Source organism: Polynucleobacter cosmopolitanus (genome assembly GCF_002224225.1).
GTDB classification, from domain to species: Bacteria; Pseudomonadota; Gammaproteobacteria; order Burkholderiales; family Burkholderiaceae; genus Polynucleobacter; species Polynucleobacter cosmopolitanus.
Map to the genome: position 1 here is coordinate 917,215 of NZ_NJGG01000001.1, position 18,122 is coordinate 935,336.

Genomic DNA, 18,122 nt, shown 5'->3' on the forward strand with positions numbered 1-18,122 from the left:
TCTTTTTGAATTTAACCGCGATAATGTGATTATGGCTTTAATTGTTTTAAATGATGCAAAACTGGCTTTTGGCCACGTTGACCTGCTGGCTGGTACCCAATTTTCACTTGAATCCGGTGAGCGCATTGGCTTAATTGGCCGAAACGGCACCGGCAAGTCATCCTTGCTCAAGATTTTAGCGGGTTTAGAAAAACTGGATGATGGCAGTCTGCAATATCAGCAGGGCTTGCGGATGGCCTATGTTGCTCAAGAGCCGATCTTTGATCCTGTTGAGACAGTGTTTCATGCCGTTTCTCAAGGAGTTGCTGAGGTCAAAGCGCTCAGGGAAGAATATGAAGAGCTCAGTGTGGCTGAATGGAACGATGACTCTCATCATCGTTTGGATGAAATTCAATCTCAATTAGAGTCGATGAGTGGTTGGAATTGGGAGCAGCGGGTTCATGAAACCCTCGATCGTTTGCATTTGGATCCAGATATTGCGATCGGTGCTTTGTCGGGAGGTAATCGCAAGCGAGTGGCTTTGGCGCAAGCATTGGTGGCAGTTCCCGGTGTTCTCTTCTTAGATGAGCCGACCAACCACTTGGATCTGGATTCAATCACTTGGTTGGAAGAGTTACTAAAAGCATTCAAGGGTTCTGTGGTTTTGATCACCCATGATCGTGCTTTCTTAGATACTGTGAGCACTCAGATTGTTGAACTCGATCGCGGTATCTTGAGAAGCTATCCAGGTAACTTCACAGCGTATGAGACTTTAAAAGAGCAGGAGATCGCTTCTGAAGCATTGGCCAATGCCCGTGCTGACAAACTATTGGCACAAGAAGAGGTTTGGATCCGTAAAGGGGTTGAGGCTCGCAGAACCCGAAGTGTTGGTCGCATTGCACGTCTTGAAAAACTCAGAGAAATACGAGCTGCACGAAGAGATGCGATGGGTCAGATCAAGTTATCGGTTGCTTCTGGCAATCGCAGTGGAAAGATCGTCGCTGATTTAGAAAATGTCAGCAAATCTTATGATCGACCGATTGTCAAAGACTTCACTGCCACCATCTTGCGGGGCGATAAGGTTGGCTTGTTGGGTCCTAACGGAGCTGGCAAAACAACATTGCTTAAATTGATCCTTGGATCGATTCAGCCTGACAGTGGTACTGCCATGATGGGCTCTCAAATAGATGTGGCTTATTTTGACCAAATGCGCGAAGGCCTTGATCTGAATGCAACGCTTGAGGATTACATCAGCCCTGGCAGTGAATGGATTGAAATCAATGGCGCGCGCAAGCACGTTAAAAGTTATCTGAATGATTTCTTATTCTCTCCAGAGAGGGCAAATTCACCCGTGAGTACTTTATCGGGTGGCGAGCGCAATCGACTCTTGCTGGCCCGATTATTTGCCAGACCTGCCAACGTCTTGGTTCTTGATGAGCCGACCAACGATTTGGATATAGATACCTTGGAATTGTTAGAGCAGCTGCTGCAAGATTACAAAGGCACTGTTTTCTTGGTCAGCCACGACAGAGCGTTTTTGGACAATGTGGTCACCTCAATCATCGCTTACGAGGGTGATGGCTTCTGGCGTGAATACGAGGGTGGCTACGAAGATTGGAAGATTCAGAAAAAGAGATCAGAAGAATATCGAAGCAATCAATCTGGAAGCGCTGAACCTACTAAGTCAAAGTCTCCGGTATCAGAGCCGGTTAAAGCCATATCAGGTCAAGAAATATCGAAGCCCCAAAAGTCAGCGGTGCAAAAGTTAAATGGCAAGGAACGTGCAGAGCTTGAGGCCATTCCATTGCAAATCGATGATCTTGAAAAAGAGCAGGCGAGTATCAGTGAGAGCTTGGGCGATCCGGAGATTTATAAAAACAGACCAGCCGATGTGATTACTTTGCAAGAAAATCTGAAAATCATTGAGGCAAAGTTAAGTACATTGATGACGCGCTGGGAAAATCTTTTGGAGCGCTCAAGTTCTTAAGGCGTTTAAGTTCTTGGCGATTAACGTGTCAGTGAAGTGCTGCATAAATTGCTGCTGCAAGAAGTGTGGCGCTTCCTAAAATTGCACTGATCACACTGCGCTTGTTTTTAGGATTTCTTTTTCCAAAATCGTATTGAAACTTTTCTGATGCAACGTTGGCTAAAGGGGCGCCGAATTGATCAAGGCTTGTTTCTACAGAATCGATCATCTCTGCGGGGCCACAAATCAAAAATTGCGCAGTCTTCACATTGATTTGGTGAGAGCGCAATATTTTTTCAAGTATTGTGGTGTCTAGTACCCCTGTTAGACCTTGCCAATCGCTTGTTGGCTCAGAAACCAGTTGAATCACCTCTAAATGCTTGAATGACTCAAGCTTTACCATGTCTTTGAAATTCACTGCTTGCTCTGCCACTCGATTACCGTAAATCAATAAGATCTTTTTGTTCATCAAGTTTGCATCTTGATCGCGTTCCATTTGACTTAAGATACTGATCATGGGCGCTATACCAACCCCACCTGCAATCATGATCAATTGATCATTCTTTGCTGAAAATGCTTCAACACCAAAATTGCCATAGGGGCCATCTATGAATACCTTTTGGCCAACTTGCAGTTGACTGATTTGATGGGTGAAGTCCCCCACATCTTTGATCAGGAAGCTGATGTCAGAAGAGTTTTTATTAGAGCAAGAGGCAATTGAAAATGGGTTCTCCGGTAGAGGAGAGCTGCGACCAATTTTTAACCATGCAAATTGACCCGCTAGAAAGCCCATGTTCTTTGCTATGGGTTGCTTTAGGACAAGCTCCCAAATGCCCATGGACGCTTGTTTGATCGATATCACTTCACATGCGTTTTTATTTTGTATGAGGGGTTTGATGATGTAAGTCCAGGCAAGGCTTAACAGGGCAAGTCCTAACATTAACATCCAATAAGATCTCATCCAACCTTCTTGGGCATACCTGCCGGCATCAATGGTGTGAAAAAAGCCAACTATCGCGATGATGAGCGCCAAAAACATGTGACTCAATCTCCAGGCTTCGTAGCTGATTTCAGAACTTTTTCGAGTGAGTGCTAAGCCGATCAGAAAAATCAAGGCAAACAAACTCAACATGCCAGTTAAACCAGACGTGAGGGTCAAGCCAAGAAAGTTTTGATGGGATGCGCCCATCATCCAGACCGGTTGACTTGGTAAGGTGTAAATGAAAGGGTGAACCAATAAAAAAACCAAAGCGGTTCTGGCAAATAGCTGATGCACCTGTAAAACCCAATCAATGCCCAAGACCTTGGATAACAATTTCACTCGGCCGGATAACCAAAACTCAATGAGAACAATGTTGAAGCCAATCATGGCCAAGCTTGAGGAAAGTTCGTCAAGCCATGGTCTATTGGGAAGGTTGATCCCCATGGAAATACCGAGGGGGAGCAAAACAAGGCTTAGGTAAATCAATAAGCTGATGTAGCTCAACACATTTATGGTCATATTCCCATTATGATTGCGTACGCAAGTTATTTCTAGCAGAAATGATAAATTTGTATGTAATAAGAATATCAATCCATTGATTAATCAATATAACTGGTAGCCATGAGAACATTTTTAGCCGCTCCTCCTGTTTCAGCCTTTGCCATGGTGATGGGTTTGTCTGGCTTATCTTTGACTTGGTCAAAGTTTTCTCATGTGTCTCAATTTCAGTTAGCCCAAGATATTTCTTTGGTATTTGGATTATTGGCCACCGTTGTATTTTTAGTGCTTACTGCCGGCTTGGTTCGTAAGCAATTACAGACCCCTGAAAAATTAATAGAAGAATGGAACCATCCGGTGAAGTCCTCATTCTTCGGGGCTATTTCAGTGGGCGTTTGTTTATTGGCTGCAGTGATTGTTCCTTATTCAGCTCAACTGGCCGAAATTGTTTGGATCTTTGGCGCTGGCTTACATCTGATTGCCTTGTTGGCAGTTGTTAATGCATGGGTTCATCGTGAAAGTTTGCAAGCGGCTCATGCTTGTCCAGTTTGGTTCATCCCAGCGGTGGGTAATGTGGTCATTCCTTTAGCTGGTGTGAAATTAGGTTATTTTGAAATCTCATGGTTCTTCTTTGGCGTTGGGCTGATCTTTTGGGTTGTGCTCTTATCTTTGGTGATGCATCGTTTGATGTTTGTTCAACCACCTTTGCCTGATCGCCTCAAGCCCACGATGGCGATATTTTTAGCGCCACCAACAGTGGCTTTTTCATCATGGCTCTTGTTAACTCAAAGAACGGTAGAGCAGGGCCTTGATCCTTTTGCGCACATCTTGATTGCGATTGGATTCTTCTTCGTCCTGTTTTTGATCACACAATTTAAAAAGTTTACTCAATTACCATTCTTCATGTCTTGGTGGGCTTATTCATTCCCATCAGCATCATTCACTGTTGCGGCATTTAACTATGCTTTATTTGTGCCAGCCGCCATGTATGTTGCTTATATCGCTCTGATTTTTACAACAATTTTGATTGTTGGTCTTTTCATCAAGACTTTGATGGCCATACACATGAAAGATCCACATTGGGTTGATTGATCATTTACCCCATTCTCATTGTTGAGAATGATTCTCATGTAAGATGGTGCTTGTAGTTCACTCATTTCGCACAAGCCAGCGGTTCTCTCCCTTTAGCAAGCCAGTGCCTATTTTTATAGGAGGGCTTATGTGCAGTACGTTTCAAGATATTCGTAAAAGCTTTGCTTCGTTAAGAGTTGAAAATAAACAACGACATCGAGAGATTGCATCGTTTCTAAACGTCACAGAAGTTGAATTAATAGACTCACATGTGGGCGTCACAAAATTAGAATCAATCAAGTCGTTTCCCAATCTGGCGAGAGCCATCAGATTAAAGCCATCATGGCCAAGCATCATCCAAGACATTCAAGGTTTTGGTGAGGTCATGAGTCTGACAAGAAATACTCATGCTGTTCATGAAAACTTATCTTTTTATAAACATGCATCATCACTGGATGATGTTGGGATGGTGCTATCTGAGGAATTGGCGATACGTTTGATGTATGAGAAATGGGAGTTTGGATATCTCTTTGAAGAATGCAAAGCCCATGCTTTACAACGCAGTATTCAATTCTTTGATGAATTTGGGATGCCAGTTCATAAGATCTTTCTCTTGCCACACAGCCATCACTGGTACTTTGATGACCTTGCTAAAAGGTGGGCTGATTCAAATCAGGAGCCAGGAATCCTTGTTCAAGAAAAATTAGAGTCTGATGAACAAATAAAGAGGGGTGCGAATGCATCAATCATCGATGAGCGACACGTTGGTCAAAAAGAGATCATTGACGCCGATGTGATTCAATTTTTATTGCGCTCAACTGTAGATCTCAAATTGCCCTTGGTCATCACTGTTCAAAGTAATGGGGTAAGTCAATCTCACGATGGGGTGTTGGATGAAGTTCGGGATCACAATCATTGGTTGCATCTCATTAATCAACAATTCAATTGTCATTTGCAATTGACCCTAATGCCTAAAATTTGTATCAATCATCAAGAAAGCCCGTTTCTAATTGAGATGTTTGATAAAGAAGGCTTTCTCTTAGCATCAATTGCTTTGTCTGCAAAAGCCGCGCCTGCAGATACAGGGGCCTGGGAAGAGCTGCTGGAGGGGGTCAAGGGAAGGGAGTTAAGTCTTTTGGAATAAACGAGCAGTTTTTAGGTAAAAGGAATAAAATAGACATACTGATATGCGTATATCGGGGCCGACATGGTTTCGACGTGGATTGCAAAGCATTGAGGGCATACCGAGGACCCGTCATCTCGTAAAACAATGGGAATGCAACAACTGCAAACGACGAACGTTTCGCACTAGCCGCTTAATTGCGGTTGCCCCTGAACTGATTCTCTCTTGGGTCAGCTAACGCAAGTTAGATCAGGGTCATTTACAAGAGATAAGGTTACATAATGTCACGATGTGTAACTCGAAAATTTAGTGAATCGCTAGTTTGAAACGTGTTGGTCCGTGCCAGACTGGTTAAATTAAATGACACAACTAAGTATGTAGAACTCTATGTGGAGGATTTGCGGACGCGGGTTCGATCCCCGCCGGCTCCACCAATTAAAAGCCTCATCTTCGGATGGGGCTTTTTTCTATTTAACGCCACAGTTGGCATCTTTAAATTAACTGCCATTGGTGTCACAATCAATTCATTACGAACCCATTTTTTATGAATTTAAGATCATTCATCTTCTCTTTATTTATTTTGACCCAAGCCCATTCTTTGGCTGCTGAGGCCAATGGTGGTGTGATTTTTGAGTGTGGCCCAGACAAACTTACTCATTTGAACGGTCAATTGAATACCTATCAACAAGAGTTGGGTATTGATGCGTCGGTTTATAAGGTCTATCAGGGTGAGAGTCGTCTGCGTGTGAGTCTAAAAGACCCATCAGTTTATGGAACTTTGTACTTACGTTGGAATCCTCAATACGGCATCACTGAAGAAAGTATTTCTTTACCAGGTAAAGAAGGATTGCTTGAGGTTGAAACGGTGTCCCAAAGAGAAATCCTGCTGGCTCTGATGCATGAGGGTCGAGAGACTATTTTCAAGGGAGACGCTTGTCATATTGATGCCCTTAAAGAACATATACAAATTAGACAAATGATTGTGGCTTGGTCTGAGCATCTTCATTGGAGTTTTCCTGATGGTGAGTCTGCTCAATGGAATCAACGCTATTGGGATCAGGGTAATTTAAAACCAAAAGCTTCACTGGATGAGGCCATGAGAGATTTTTTTATTAATCCTGATAAATGTTCTTTGGGATGCTATACCGCCACGAAGATTGTGATTATTCAGGGAATCTTGGATTATTTTCGAAGAGTAAAAAAAGATGATGCGATGGCCGATGCGATCATTAAAAGGCTTAAATCAGACGATGATGTGTTGGTGGGCATTGAGCCTGGTGCCATGTGGTCTTTTCAAAAGCCAATCAATCTAGATGAGCAAAAGCGTTTAGGCAAGCTGTTAAAAATTCAAACCCAGGTTGCCCCCATGAATTTCATCCCGGGTGATTGGGTTTACTTTGTGAATACAGATAAAGACTCTTCAGAAAAAGACGGCTATGAAGGATCTAATTCTATTTATATGGGCAGAGCCTCGTTCGATGATTTTTATAATGACAACGAGCATCATTATCTTTACAACGAAAAAATCCAGAATATCTATAACTGGCGCAATGGCGTTTTCAGTCGTTCGCGTCACTTTCAGCGCATGCAAATACTTTCAGCAGAGCAGCTTCATCAGTTTGGATTGAGTCCAGAGGAGGGCGGTTTCTTAGTCAAGAACCGCGCCATCCCCTACTTCTTTGGATTTGAACCTTTTTAGTGATTGACTAAAGTTAAGCAACTAAGCACCTAAGCGCCCAATCTCCATAGAGAAGTCACTTCAGCGGCTCTTGCACGATACAAAGGGTCTTGAGTATCTAGCGCTTTGATATGAGTTGGTCTGACATCATTGCGACCCAATACTTTTAGTCCCGCAGCTTCAATCCATGACAACAATTCTGCGCGGGTTCTCAAACCTAAGTGTTCTGCAAAATCTGACAAAATTAACCATCCTTCACCATCAGTAGTGAGGTGATCTTTTAAGCCAGCTAAAAATCCTTTGAGCATTTGACTGTCTGGATCGTAAACCGCATATTCAATCGGTGAGCTTGGTCTTGCTGGAACCCAAGGTGGGTTACAAATAATCAAGGGAGCCTGGCCTTCAGGGAAAAGATTGGTTTGCAACAGTTTGACTTGCTTACCAATACCTAAACCTTCAATGTTCTCTGCCGCACATTCAATAGCGCGTTCATCTTGGTCTGTTGCGACAATCTTTTGAATCCCACGTTTAGCCAAAACGGCTGCTAGAACGCCTGTTCCGGTACCGATATCAAAAGCCAATGATTGCTTATTGATAGATGCTGGGAAAGGGGCTTTTTCTAATAAGCCAATGTATTCAGAACGAACAGGCGCAAATACCCCGTAATGAGGATGAATGCGGCCATCACCGAGGTCTTTAAGGGCATCTAGCGCCATGCCATTTTTGCGCCACTCCAATGAGCCAATGAATCCCAGTAAATCTCTTAAAGACATCACGTAGGGCTCAGTAACAGCTCCGTAGACTGCCAAGCAAGCTTGGCTCACATCCGGCGCTCTTCTGAGTGCAATGGTGTGATCTGGTTCTACTTGTATCAACAGCATGCCCAGCGTTCGGCTTCTTTGTGATTGGGTGAGGCGGTGTTTGTGAAAAATTTCTGACATCGGCACAGCAAGAGGAATAACACCTTCTTGTTTATTCTTTGCAGACTTTTTATTGCGAATGCTTTTCTTAGAAGGTTTGTCAGCACGTCGTGACATCGCTTGCAGTAATTGTTTGGCGTTTTGAAAGTCGCCTCGCCAGATGATGCCAGTCCCTTCGCAGGCAACACGGTAGGCTTCGTCAGCTGTGAGAGTGTCATCTGCAATGATCAATTTTTTAGGCGGTGGCAAACCTTTTTCGGAGCGCCAACGACAAGAGTGTGTGGTTTCACCTTCATCCCAGCTGATGGGTGGATGAGCGGTTTCGTGAGAAAGATTTTTATACATGATGGGGTCCCATCAATATTTGCTTGGCTAAGATATCAATTCCTTTGGCAGATAAGTCTGCGGTGTTAAAGCTTGTGGCGGTTTCGTAATTCACATAATTGGAATTCTGTGAGCGACGGTAAAGGGCATCATAGTGCTGTTCAAGTAATTCACTCACCAGTGTTGGCCACTGACCCTCTTGAGCGAGTGATTTCCAGCGAGCCAAGGTTTCTTTGCTGTGCAGATCTTTCAGGTAATCGATGGTGCTGATCAAATGCTGCGGATCTTGAATGAAGTAATCGTAGTCTGAAATCAAGAATTCAACCCTGGCTTCAATGCTGGCTTCAATCTTGATGCAAGGACTTTTGCGCATGGTTTCTAATAAAACATCGGGCACGTGCAGGCTGCCAATTTTTCGGCTTTCAGCTTCGACAAAAACAATTTTGTTTGCATCAAATTTTTCCAAAGCTTGAATGAGCTTTGTCTCAAACATTTTTTGACTAGGTTGTGGGATATTTGGAATATTTCCAAGAACCGAGCCTTTATGAATGGCCAGTTGCTCTAAATCTAAAACCTGTGCGCCTAATTGATTTAGTTTTTCTAGAACGCGGCTCTTAGCACTGCCAGTTTGGCCAGTGATCACCATGTAGTTGAATTGTTGAGGCAAGGTGTTGAGTTTGGTCACAACTTCTTTGCGGTATGACTTGTACCCGCCATCCAAGATTTGAGCATTCCAACCTATTTGTCGAAGAATGTGCGTCATTGAGCCGCTGCGTTTGCCGCCACGCCAACAGTAAATCAATGGATTCCAATTTTTGGATTTATCTTTGAATTCGGTTTCAATGTAAGAAGCAATTTTTTTTGCAATCAATGCTGCGCCAACTTTTTTTGCGTCAAATGGGGATGCTTGTTTGTACATGGTTCCAACAATGACGCGTTCCTCATTTGAAAGTACGGGACAGTTGATGGCGCCGGGAATATGATCCTCTGCATATTCCGCGGGTGTGCGCACATCGATGATTTCATCGAAGCTTGAGCGCTCAAGGATGTCGGCGGTTATAGAGGATTTCATGGGGTTACAAAGTACTTAAGACAATTGAATGGGCTCAATTTTCCCATGGTATTGACCAACATTCTTAAATTATTGATTTATTTACAAAACAAATAGTCTGATGCTTGCAAATAAAAGGCAAATCCCGATGATTTGAATGATGGACCAGCGTCTCATCAATAAGAGGTAAAGCGAGATCAGTGTGATGCCAATTGAAAGTAATTCAGGACTTTGTGTAAAGCCCTTGGGCCAATAAACATGAATCATGAAAAAGCTGCCCAAATGAAGAATCATCCCAACAACTGCTGCCGTGATGAATTTCAAGATTTGATTGAGCCTGCCGTATTGTTTGCTCATCTCTACCAGAGGTGCGCCGAGCAGGATGAACATGAACGATGGTAAGAATGTGAACCATGTGGCAACAATCGCACCCAGGGAGCCAGCCCAAAATAGATTTTCAATGCCGAGCAACTCTTGTTTGAAGGAGCCCAAGAATCCTACGAATGCCACAATCATGATCAATGGACCAGGTGTGATTTCACCCAAAGCCAAGCCATCCAGAATTTGTGTTGATGTGAGCCATTGAAACTGTTCAACACTTGCTTGATGAACATAGGGCAATACGGCGTAAGCGCCACCAAAGGTCAAGAAAGCTGCTTTAGTGAAAAACCATGACATTTGACTGTAGGTATTGACCCAGCCAAATGTGCTGATCAGCAATCCAAAGGGTATTAACCAAAGCAGTAGGCCGGACAAGCCAATTTTGAAAAAGTGTTGGGCGCTTAATTTGGTTTGATTTGCTGCTGTAAATTTAATTTCAGCTTCAACCGCCTTACTTTGTTTTACTTTGTGATGAAATAATCCGGCTAAGATTGCGCCGAATATCACCAGTGGAAATGGAATGTTGAATACAAGCAAAGCTATAAAAGTAATCAAACAAACTGTTGTTAATGAAACGTTGGTGAGTGTTTTCTTACCCATCTTGTAGGCGGCAAAAAAGATGATGGCGATCACGGCTGGTTTGATTGTGTCAAATACAGTGACAAGCCATGCTTGCTGACCATAAATCAAATAGACCCAAGACAAGCCAATGAATAAAAGCAAAGACGGCAAAATGAATAAAACGCCAGCGATGATCCCGCCCCAGGTGCGATGCATCAACCAACCTAAATAGGTCGCCAATTGCTGGGCCTCGGGTCCAGGCAAGAGCATGCAATAGTTGAGTGCATGAAGAAAGTTATCTTCGGAAATCCATTTCTTTCTCTCGACCAATTCTTGATGCATGGTGGCCACTTGACCGGCCGGCCCACCAAAACTGATGAAGCCGAGTTTGAGCCAAAACCAAAAAGCCTCTTTTAGGCTGGGAGTAGAAATTAAAGTGGAAGCGGAAACAGCTTGATTGTTTGATGACTGATCTTGAGTTGATTCAGGTGAATGCATACTCAATCAATTGGCCAATAAAAGGGCGCTTAATTCTGATGGGTGGTGGATGATGTGATCTGCACCCCATTCACTGAAGTGCTCATCGCATCCACAATAGCCATAAGCTGCAGCCACTGTTTTCATACCAGCTGCTTTACCAGCTTCAATGTCTCTGAGGTCATCGCCCACATAGATGCAATTGAGTGGGTTCACTGAACAAATTTCTGCTGCTTTAAGGATTGGGGCAGGGTGTGGTTTTGCAAATGGGGTGGTGTCTCCACCGATGATGGCTTGACTGCGTTTGGCCAAATTCATCAAGTTCAATAGTGGATGGGTCAGGCGCTCAGACTTATTGGTCACAATGCCCCAAGTGATGGAGTGAGTTTCAAGATCATCCAATATGTCTGAAACGCCATCAAATAGCTTGGTGTGAACGCAAATATCTTTTTCGTAGTTTGCTAAAAACTCAAGACGAAGTTCTTCAAATTCTGGATGATCTTTGTCATATCCGAACGCACCGAAAATTAAGCCCCGAGCTCCAGTGGATGCGCGCGGACGCAGGACTTCGTATGGCAAAGGGTCGAGATTTCTTTTGATGCGCAGAAGATTGGCTGCGGCCACCAAGTCGGGTGCTGTGTCAGCCAAGGTGCCATCCAAGTCAAAAAAGACTCCCTCATAAAGAGGCGTCTTTCTTGCTTTGGATGAAGACCCTGAATCTGAATTCGACATTAGGTATTTTTAGAGGTTGCGATCATGTAGTTAACGTCGGTATCGCGACCCAGTGAATAAACTTCAGTGAATGGGTTGTAGGTCATACCCATCAGCTCATTCATTTGTAAACCAGCTTGTCGAATAAATTGACTGAGTTCTGAAGGTTTGATGAATTTTTTGTAATCGTGAGTACCTTTAGGTAACAAACGAAGTACATATTCAGCACCAATGATGGCGAATAAATAGGATTTGGGGTTTCGATTCAAGGTGCTGAAGAAAATGTGCCCGCCGGGCTTCACCAGGGTTGAGCAAGCTTGAATGATGCTCATTGGGTCTGGCACGTGCTCAAGCATTTCCATGCATGTGACAACATCATATTGGCCAGCTTCTCTTTGGGCTAAATCTTCGGCGCTGATCAATTCATAGTCAACCGGAACAGAGGTTTCTAGGCTGTGAAGCTCGGCCACTTGCAAAGCTTTTTTAGAAAGATCAATACCCTTGGTCTTGGCACCCATTTTGGCCATCGATTCAGCCAAAATTCCTCCGCCGCAACCAACATCAAGAACTCGCTTACCTTCTAGGCCGATGTGCTGATTGATCCAATCCAAGCGGAGGGGGTTGATGGCGTGTAAGGGCTTGAATTCGCTGGTGGGATCCCACCAGCGATGAGCTAAAGCGCTGAATTTATCTAATTCGGTTTGATCTGCATTCATGGCTCTATTCTAATCAAGTGAATAGAAGTTTGTTGAAAGCTCGGGGTAGCAGACCCAATGAGGGGTTATCGAGAAAATGTGGGCGTAAAAAAACCCGGCAGAACCGGGTTTTTTTAGTAAAACTAAACTAAATTAGTTCTTACGTGTACCGATGGCTTCGATCTGAACGCGACGGTTCTTAGCACGACCTTCAGCTGTCTTGTTATCAGCAACTGGCTGTGACTCGCCTTTGCCTTCAACGTAGATACGCTTAGCTTCAATACCTTGGCTTACCAAGTATTTCTTAACTGCTTCAGCGCGACGGATAGATAATTTTTGGTTGTAAGCATCTGTACCGATTGAATCTGTGTGACCAACAGCAACGATCACTTCAAGAGTCAAGCTCTTTACTTTGCCAGCCAAGCTGTCCAAGCTTGCTTGAGCAGCAGGCTTCAGTACTGATTTATCAAAATCAAACAATGCATCAGCGTTCAAAGTAACTTTTGCGGCTGCGATTGGAGATGCAGCGGGGGCTGCAGCGATAGCGCCGTCACAGCCTGGAGCAGCAGTCGCTGGAGTCCAGTTGGCATTGCGCCAGCAAAGTTCATTTGTACCGTTCTTCCAAACGATGCCTGTGCTGTTTACCCAGTTATCAACTGATTTTTGAGCAAAAGCGCTTGAGCTGATAGCGATACCAGCGATAGCAAGTAGTTGTAGTAGTTTTTTCATTTTTATTCCTCAAATTATCTGTGTGGAGGCTGATCCAAATTGGATAACTCATATTTTAGCACTAGAAATCATATAAATAACAGCCTGTGAGTGATAAAATCGCCTGATGGAAATTACACAAAATAACGCTGCTAAAGAGACACTCCCAATATCCCTAGAAGACGAGATGCGTCGGTCCTATTTGGACTATGCCATGAGCGTCATTGTGGGCCGAGCTTTGCCTGATGTGAGGGATGGTTTAAAGCCCGTTCACCGTCGTGTTTTGTTCGCGATGCATGAGCTCAATAACGACTGGAACAGGGCGTACAAGAAGTCTGCCCGTATCGTCGGTGACGTGATCGGTAAGTACCATCCGCACGGTGACTCCGCCGTTTACGACACCATCGTTCGTATGGCGCAGGATTTCTCCTTGCGTTACATGTTGGTTGATGGTCAAGGTAACTTCGGTTCCGTGGACGGCGATAACGCTGCGGCGATGCGTTACACCGAAATTCGTTTGGCGAAGATAGCCCATCAGCTATTAGACGATTTAGATAAAGAAACTGTTGATTTCGGACCGAACTATGACGGTAGCGAAAAAGAACCATTAATCCTTCCGGCAAAAATACCTAATTTGTTGATCAACGGATCATCAGGTATTGCTGTGGGTATGGCCACCAATATTCCTCCGCACAACTTGGATGAGGTTGTTTCTGCTTGTTTGCATTTACTCAATCATCCAGAGTGCACGATTGATGATTTGATGGAGATCATTCCAGCCCCTGATTTCCCGACAGCTGGAATCATCTACGGCATCCAAGGTGTTAAAGATGGTTACCGAACTGGTCGTGGTCGCGTGGTCATGCGTGCCAAGACTCACTTTGAAGATATGGAGCGTGGTTCACGTCAGGCGATCATCGTTGACGAATTACCGTACCAAGTCAATAAGAAGACTTTGCTTGAGCGCATCGCCGAACTCATCACTGAGAAAAAAGTCGAGGGTATTTCAGACATTCGTGATGAATCTGATAAATCCGGTATGCGCGTTGTGATTGAGCTAAAGCGTGGCGAAGTGCCTGAGGTGGTGCTGAACAACTTGTATAAGTACACACAGTTGCAAGACACATTCGGTATGAACATGGTGGCCTTGGTGGATAACCAGCCACGTTTGTTGAACTTGAAGCAAATGTTGGATTGCTTCTTGTCGCACCGCAGAGAAGTGGTCACTCGTCGAACTGTTTTCGAACTTCGCAAAGCGCGTGAACGTGGTCACGTACTTGAAGGTTTGGCTGTGGCTCTTGCCAATATTGATGAATTCATCAAAATCATCAAGGCGGCACCAACGCCTCCAGAGGCGAAGCGTGAATTGCTATTGAAGTCTTGGGACTCTGAAGTTGTGCGTGAGATGTTGGCGCGTGCAGAAAAAGATGCGCCTGGTGGCCGTAATTCATTCCGTCCTGAAGATTTGGATCTTGCTGCTGGTATGCAAGCAGATGGTTTGTATCGTTTATCAGAAGGTCAGGCTCAAGAGATTCTACAAATGCGCTTACAGCGCTTAACAGGTCTTGAGCAAGATAAGATTGTTGGTGAGTACAAAGAAGTGATGCTTGAGATTGCTAATTTATTAGACATCTTGGCCAAGCCGGAGCGCATCACCGTCATCATCACAGAAGAGCTTCAAGCTGTTCAGGCTGAATTTGGTCAAGCGGGTAATGACTCAGGTCGTCGTTCACGCATTGAGATGAACGCGACTGAGTTGTTCACAGAAGATTTGATCACCCCACAAGATTTGGTTGTGACTTTGTCACATGGCGGCTATATGAAGAGCCAACCTTTGTCTGAGTACCGTGCCCAAAAACGTGGTGGTCGTGGCAAGCAAGCTGCAGCCACAAAAGACGAAGATTGGATTGATACCTTGTTCGTTGCCAATACCCATGACACGATTTTGTGTTTCTCAGACCGCGGCCGCATGTATTGGCTGAAGGTATGGGAAGTTCCACAAGGTGGTCGTGCATCGCGCGGCAAACCAATTGTGAACATCTTCCCATTGGTTGAGGGTGAAAAAATCACAGTGATTCTTCCAATCAAAGCCTACGAAGATGACAAGTATGTGTTCATGTCAACTCGCAAAGGTGTGGTGAAGAAATCACGTTTATCAGATTTCTCTAATCCACGTAAAGCCGGCATCATCGCGGTTGATTTGGATGAGGGTGATCATTTGGTGGGTGCAGCCATTACGGACGGTCGTCACGATGTGATGTTGTTCTCCGACGCTGGTAAGGCAGTTCGTTTTGATGAAAACGATGTGCGTCCAATGGGTCGAACAGCTCGCGGTGTTCGCGGTATGAACTTGGATACAACACATGAAGTGATTGCCATGTTGGTAGCGCCTGCTGAAGTTGAAGGCCAAACAAATGCTGTTGATGAAAATGGTGCGCCATTAGCAGGCAGTGTTCTAACTGCCACTGCTAACGGATATGGTAAGCGCACACCGATCGCTGAATACACTCGCCATGGTCGTGGCACAAAAGGCATGATTGCGATCCAAACAAGTGAGCGTAACGGTAAAGTAGTTGCTGCCGTTTTGGTATCAGAGCAAGATCAAATCATGTTGATCACAACAGGTGGTGTGTTGGTTCGTACGCGTGTTGCTGAGATTCGTGAAATGGGCCGTGCCACTCAAGGCGTGACTTTGATTAACGTTGATGAGGGAACTCAATTATCAGGTTTACAGCGCATTGCTGAAAGCGATGATGATGAAGGTGATGATGAATCAGCGGATGATGCAGTTGATGGTGTAGCGACGCAAGAAGATGAGGGCGGGGAGCCGGAGAATGTTTGATCGCCGCGTTTTTAACTTCGCACCAGGGCCAGCAACGCTTCCTGAAGAAGTTTTAAAACAGGCCGCTGATGAAATGCTCAACTGGAATGGTTTGGGCATGGGCGTGATGGAAGTCAGTCATCGTGGCAAGCCTTTCATGGCTTGTTACGAAGAGACTTTGTCCGATCTTCGCGAGTTAATGAACATCCCTGATAGCTATGCCGTTTTGTTTTTACAAGGTGGCGCTATCGGTGAGAATGCAGCGATTCCAATGAACTTGATGCCATTGGCTAAAAATGGTCCTAAGGCAGATTTCGTTGTGACTGGTATCTGGGGAGAGAAATCTGTCAAAGAAGCGGCCAAGTATGGTCAAGCTCACGTTGCGGCTTCAAGTGCCAATACCGGCTTTACAAGCATTCCTGATCAAAAGAATTGGCAGCTGTCGGATGATGCTGCCTATGTGCACATTTGTTCTAACGAAACTGTTGGTGGTGTTGAGTTTCAACAAGTTCCTAAGGTGAGCAAGCCTTTGGTCGCCGATGTTTCTAGCAATATTTTGTCCAGAGTTTTTGATATCAATGATTTCGGTGTTTTGTTTGGTGGCGCACAAAAAAATATTGGCCCAGCTGGATTGAGCATCGTGATTGTGCGCAAAGATTTATTGGGTCATGCAATGCCTATCACGCCAATGGTGTGGGATTGGGCGAAGCAGGCTGAGAGTGATTCAATGCTCAACACGCCACCCACTTACAGTATTTATTTAGCAGGTTTGGTGTTTAAATGGTTAAAACGCCAAGGCGGTGTTGCTGCCATGGAAAAGCAAAATATTGCAAAATCAAATTTGCTCTACAGTACGATTGATTCAAGTGGCTTATTTGCATCTAAGGTTGATGAAAGCTGTCGCTCACGCATGAACGTGACTTTTTATCTCAAGGATGAGAAGTTGAATGAGGCTTTTGTAGAAGGTGCTGCTAAGCAAGGCTTGATGAATATCAAAGGTCACAAGAGTGTTGGCGGAATGCGCGCCAGTATCTATAACGCTATGCCAATGGCAGGTGTACAAGCATTGGTTGAGTACATGAAGGAGTTTGAACGTGGCTGCTGATGATAAAGATTTAGCTCCTTTGCGTGCTCGGATTGACTCCATTGATCAGCAACTTTTAGAGTTACTGGCAGCTCGTGCCGAAGCTGCTCAAGCAGTCGGCAAAATCAAGCATGATGTGAATGCACCAGTTTTCCGTCCAGAGCGTGAGCGTCAAGTGATTGACGGTTTGATTGCAAAAAACAAAAGTCCTTTGGCGGCTGATGGCATCACCTATATTTGGCGAGAAATCATGTCTGCTTGCCGTGCTTTAGAAGCACCAGTGAGGGTGGCTTATCTAGGGCCAGCTGGCACATTTTCAGAGCAAGCTGCGTTTGCTCAATTTGGACAGTCGATCAGCAAAGTCCCTTGTTCAAGCATCGATGAGGTGTTTCGTGCAGTGGATGCTGGCGCAGCTGATTTCGGCGTTGCGCCCGTTGAAAATTCATCAGAGGGTGCAATTTCAAGAACATTGGATTTATTGCTAGACACTGATTTGAAGATCACTGGTGAAGTGGCTTTGGTCATCAAACATCATTTGTTGACCAAATCAGGAACATTAGATGGTGTGACGCGTGTGATGGCTCACCCCCAAGCTTTGGCTCAATGTCAGCGTTGGTTATCAAGCAATGTGCCTAAATTAGATCATCAAGCGATGAGCAGTAATGGCGAGGCTGCAAAGTTGGCATCTCAAGATGCAACGGTGGCTGCCATTGCTGGAGATTCAGCGCAACAACAGTATGGCTTGCAAGCTGTGCAAAGTCAGATTCAGGATGATCCACATAACCGTACGCGTTTTGTGATCGTGAGCCATGGTTCATGTCAGCCTTCGGGGAATGATCAAACCTCTGTGATTCTTTCCGTTAACAATAAACCTGGCGCCGTTCATCAGTTATTGGCACCTATGGCAAAGCATGGTGTTTCAATGAATCGCCTTGAGTCACGTCCAGCAAGACGCGGCACTTGGGAGTACTTCTTCTATATTGATATGGATGGTCATGCCAATGACCCAAAGGTTGCTGCAGCATTGTCTGAGTTACAGGCTGAAGCAGCGTTTTTCAAAAACCTAGGGTCATACCCACGCAGTCATTAATT

General features: G+C 44.6%; 14 protein-coding genes and 1 other RNA gene. 8 read left to right on the forward strand and 7 right to left on the reverse strand.

Going from position 1 to position 18,122, the window contains the following annotated elements:
* Window positions 1-31: 31 nt before the first annotated feature.
* A complete protein-coding gene (locus tag AOC33_RS04760; RefSeq protein WP_089515405.1) occupies window positions 32-1,966 on the forward strand; it encodes an ATP-binding cassette domain-containing protein in 1,935 nt (644 codons plus the stop codon).
* 28 nt (window positions 1,967-1,994) lie between these two features.
* Here the strand turns inward: AOC33_RS04760 and AOC33_RS04765 are convergent, their stop codons facing one another.
* The gene (locus AOC33_RS04765) at window positions 1,995-3,446 is read right to left on the reverse strand and encodes a ferredoxin reductase family protein (RefSeq protein ID WP_089515406.1); all 1,452 of its coding nucleotides are present in this window, start codon (window positions 3,444-3,446) and stop codon (window positions 1,995-1,997) included.
* Window positions 3,447-3,548: 102 nt separating this feature from the next.
* Here AOC33_RS04765 and AOC33_RS04770 point away from each other — a divergent pair, with 102 nt between their 5' ends.
* The 4 genes from AOC33_RS04770 (at window position 3,549) to AOC33_RS04785 (ending at window position 7,318) form a co-directional block, all read left to right on the forward strand.
* On the forward strand, window positions 3,549-4,517 hold the full coding sequence (locus tag AOC33_RS04770; protein WP_089515407.1) for an SLAC1 anion channel family protein: 969 nt from the start codon (window positions 3,549-3,551) through the stop codon (window positions 4,515-4,517).
* A gap of 43 nt (window positions 4,518-4,560) precedes the next feature.
* Complete coding sequence (locus tag AOC33_RS04775; protein WP_089515408.1) at window positions 4,561-5,640, forward strand: ChuX/HutX family heme-like substrate-binding protein; 1,080 nt, start codon at window positions 4,561-4,563, stop codon at window positions 5,638-5,640.
* Between the two features lie 54 nt (window positions 5,641-5,694).
* Window positions 5,695-6,053, forward strand: a transfer-messenger RNA (tmRNA) gene (gene ssrA, locus AOC33_RS04780).
* A 110-nt stretch (window positions 6,054-6,163) separates the two neighbouring features.
* Window positions 6,164-7,318, forward strand: coding sequence for a hypothetical protein (locus AOC33_RS04785; protein ID WP_089515409.1), 1,155 nt, complete (start codon window positions 6,164-6,166; stop codon window positions 7,316-7,318).
* Window positions 7,319-7,347: 29 nt separating this feature from the next.
* Here AOC33_RS04785 and AOC33_RS04790 read toward each other — a convergent pair whose 3' ends face one another.
* The 6 genes from AOC33_RS04790 to ompA form a co-directional block, all read right to left on the reverse strand.
* Window positions 7,348-8,562, reverse strand: coding sequence for a 50S ribosomal protein L11 methyltransferase (locus AOC33_RS04790; RefSeq protein WP_089515410.1), 1,215 nt, complete (start codon window positions 8,560-8,562; stop codon window positions 7,348-7,350).
* Window positions 8,555-9,613 carry a tRNA 2-selenouridine(34) synthase MnmH gene (mnmH, locus tag AOC33_RS04795; RefSeq protein WP_089515411.1) on the reverse strand — a complete coding sequence of 353 codons (1,059 nt, stop codon included), beginning with the start codon at window positions 9,611-9,613 and terminating at the stop codon, window positions 8,555-8,557. Before mnmH ends, AOC33_RS04790 begins: the two co-directional genes overlap by 8 nt.
* 81 nt (window positions 9,614-9,694) lie before the next feature.
* Complete coding sequence (gene chrA, locus AOC33_RS04800) at window positions 9,695-11,032, reverse strand: chromate efflux transporter (RefSeq protein WP_089515412.1); 1,338 nt, start codon at window positions 11,030-11,032, stop codon at window positions 9,695-9,697.
* A gap of 6 nt (window positions 11,033-11,038) precedes the next feature.
* Window positions 11,039-11,743 (reverse strand): HAD family hydrolase, encoded by a 705-nt coding sequence (locus AOC33_RS04805; protein WP_089515413.1) that lies wholly within the window; start codon window positions 11,741-11,743, stop codon window positions 11,039-11,041.
* Window positions 11,743-12,438, reverse strand: coding sequence for a bifunctional 2-polyprenyl-6-hydroxyphenol methylase/3-demethylubiquinol 3-O-methyltransferase UbiG (gene ubiG, locus AOC33_RS04810; RefSeq protein WP_089515414.1), 696 nt, complete (start codon window positions 12,436-12,438; stop codon window positions 11,743-11,745). Before ubiG ends, AOC33_RS04805 begins: the two co-directional genes overlap by 1 nt.
* A gap of 132 nt (window positions 12,439-12,570) precedes the next feature.
* Window positions 12,571-13,146 carry an outer membrane protein OmpA gene (gene ompA, locus AOC33_RS04815; protein ID WP_089515415.1) on the reverse strand — a complete coding sequence of 192 codons (576 nt, stop codon included), beginning with the start codon at window positions 13,144-13,146 and terminating at the stop codon, window positions 12,571-12,573.
* A 106-nt stretch (window positions 13,147-13,252) separates the two neighbouring features.
* On the opposite strand from ompA, the gene gyrA reads away from it, so the two are divergent.
* The 3 genes from gyrA to pheA are packed head-to-tail and all read left to right on the forward strand — an operon-like array spanning window position 13,253 to window position 18,120.
* Window positions 13,253-15,967 carry a DNA gyrase subunit A gene (gyrA, locus tag AOC33_RS04820; protein WP_089515416.1) on the forward strand — a complete coding sequence of 905 codons (2,715 nt, stop codon included), beginning with the start codon at window positions 13,253-13,255 and terminating at the stop codon, window positions 15,965-15,967.
* Window positions 15,960-17,051 carry a 3-phosphoserine/phosphohydroxythreonine transaminase gene (gene serC / locus AOC33_RS04825; RefSeq protein ID WP_089515417.1) on the forward strand — a complete coding sequence of 364 codons (1,092 nt, stop codon included), beginning with the start codon at window positions 15,960-15,962 and terminating at the stop codon, window positions 17,049-17,051. The genes gyrA and serC overlap by 8 nt, the downstream gene beginning before the upstream one ends.
* The gene (gene pheA / locus AOC33_RS04830) at window positions 17,041-18,120 is read left to right on the forward strand and encodes a prephenate dehydratase (RefSeq protein WP_089515418.1); all 1,080 of its coding nucleotides are present in this window, start codon (window positions 17,041-17,043) and stop codon (window positions 18,118-18,120) included. The genes serC and pheA overlap by 11 nt, the downstream gene beginning before the upstream one ends.
* The last annotated feature ends 2 nt before the right edge of the window (window positions 18,121-18,122 follow it).

Excerpts from the sequence above, each read along its gene's own strand:
- AOC33_RS04760 (WP_089515405.1), top strand. The coding sequence starts at position 32 with ATGGCTTTAATTGTTTTAAATGATGCAAAACTGGCTTTTGGCCACGTT.
- AOC33_RS04765 (WP_089515406.1), bottom strand. The coding sequence starts at position 3,446 with ATGACCATAAATGTGTTGAGCTACATCAGCTTATTGATTTACCTAAGC.
- AOC33_RS04770 (WP_089515407.1), top strand. The coding sequence starts at position 3,549 with ATGAGAACATTTTTAGCCGCTCCTCCTGTTTCAGCCTTTGCCATGGTG.
- AOC33_RS04775 (WP_089515408.1), top strand. The coding sequence starts at position 4,561 with ATGGTGCTTGTAGTTCACTCATTTCGCACAAGCCAGCGGTTCTCTCCC.
- AOC33_RS04785 (WP_089515409.1), top strand. The coding sequence starts at position 6,164 with ATGAATTTAAGATCATTCATCTTCTCTTTATTTATTTTGACCCAAGCC.
- AOC33_RS04790 (WP_089515410.1), bottom strand. The coding sequence starts at position 8,562 with ATGTATAAAAATCTTTCTCACGAAACCGCTCATCCACCCATCAGCTGG.
- mnmH (WP_089515411.1), bottom strand. The coding sequence starts at position 9,613 with ATGAAATCCTCTATAACCGCCGACATCCTTGAGCGCTCAAGCTTCGAT.
- chrA (WP_089515412.1), bottom strand. The coding sequence starts at position 11,032 with ATGCATTCACCTGAATCAACTCAAGATCAGTCATCAAACAATCAAGCT.
- AOC33_RS04805 (WP_089515413.1), bottom strand. The coding sequence starts at position 11,743 with ATGTCGAATTCAGATTCAGGGTCTTCATCCAAAGCAAGAAAGACGCCT.
- ubiG (WP_089515414.1), bottom strand. The coding sequence starts at position 12,438 with ATGAATGCAGATCAAACCGAATTAGATAAATTCAGCGCTTTAGCTCAT.
- ompA (WP_089515415.1), bottom strand. The coding sequence starts at position 13,146 with ATGAAAAAACTACTACAACTACTTGCTATCGCTGGTATCGCTATCAGC.
- gyrA (WP_089515416.1), top strand. The coding sequence starts at position 13,253 with ATGGAAATTACACAAAATAACGCTGCTAAAGAGACACTCCCAATATCC.
- serC (WP_089515417.1), top strand. The coding sequence starts at position 15,960 with ATGTTTGATCGCCGCGTTTTTAACTTCGCACCAGGGCCAGCAACGCTT.